This is a genomic window from Megasphaera sp. AF13-6AC (assembly GCF_027685385.1).
Taxonomy (GTDB): domain Bacteria; phylum Bacillota; class Negativicutes; order Veillonellales; family Megasphaeraceae; genus Megasphaera; species Megasphaera micronuciformis.
Genome location: NZ_JAQCUN010000243.1, coordinates 1 through 1110 on the forward strand (window position 1 = coordinate 1; position 1110 = coordinate 1110).

Genomic DNA, 1110 nt, shown 5'->3' on the forward strand with positions numbered 1-1110 from the left:
CAAGCCGTATTGCCGTAAAGAATCCGACGGATTATGAAGCCCGCAGTAATATTATGTGGACGGCAACGTGGGCTTTAAACTCTTTAATCGGCAAGGGAAAGTCTCAAGATTGGATGGTGCATCAGCTCGGTCAGTCTGTCGGGGCTTTTACGGATGCTACGCACGGAATGACATTGGCGGCCGTATCCTTACCGTACTATCGTCATATTATGTCGGCCGGACTGGCAAAATTCAAACGCTATGCCGAAAACGTCTGGGATGTAGACGGTACGGGGAAGAGTGATGAAGAAATTGCGTCTGAAGGGTTGCAGCGTATGGAAGCGTATATGAAAGAAATCGGCGTCGTTCTTCATGCAGCCGAGCTGGGAATGACTGAAGATATGGTTGAAGGTATAGCTGAAGGAGTCAGCATTTTAAAAGGCGGGTACAAAGAATTGACTCGACAGGAAGTAATCGATATTTTAAAACAGAGTATGTAAGCTATGAAATAAATAGTGTGTAACTCTATAGAAGGGTTCTTGCATTGGTGCAAGAACCCTTCTTGTGTCTTAAGTTCAGCTTAGTCAAGTGATTTCAATAATTTCGTGTCTTTCATTCGTTCAATCCCTTTGTGAGACAGCTTGTAGATGCCGTTTTCTACAACCAGTAAGTCTTGCTTCATTAAGCGACGAGTGATTTTTTTTAAAAAACTCGGTGACCAGTGCAGATGCTCATGGATGGTACCTGTACCGTTTTCAACAGGGGCGCAAGATGTATTCTGGTGGGTAAAGACATGAAATAAGAGGGTTTCCTCACCATAGCGGACATGTAGATGTCTGCGATAAAGTATTTTGGACATAATACCGACTCGAGGTGAAGCGATAAGGGCTATCGTAAAGATTAATCCTATGACGGATGCCACCATTCCGGCAATAGAGGTGTTCAGAAGAAAAGCGAGTTGTGTGCCGCTTACGGCTGCACAGACGGCGATGAGAACGGCACCGAGGATCATCTTAGTTACGGACTTGGCGAACAAATAAGCGATGGCCGCGGGGCCTATCATTAAAGCGATGACCAAGATGGCTCCGACAGCTTGAAAGGACACAACGACTGTCAACGATACGGAGGTCA

At 45.7% G+C, this 1110-nt stretch carries 1 protein-coding gene and 1 pseudogene; one reads left to right on the forward strand and one right to left on the reverse strand.

Features of this window, described 5'->3' with window-relative positions; genetic code table 11:
• Positions 1-479 (forward strand): annotated as a pseudogene (locus PGX78_RS08540) (iron-containing alcohol dehydrogenase); the annotation flags it as partial.
• 80 nt (positions 480-559) lie between these two features.
• On the opposite strand, the gene PGX78_RS08545 reads toward PGX78_RS08540, so the two are convergent.
• On the reverse strand, positions 560-1110 hold a 551-nt coding region (locus tag PGX78_RS08545), incomplete at its 5' end, for a metal ABC transporter permease (RefSeq protein ID WP_270446532.1).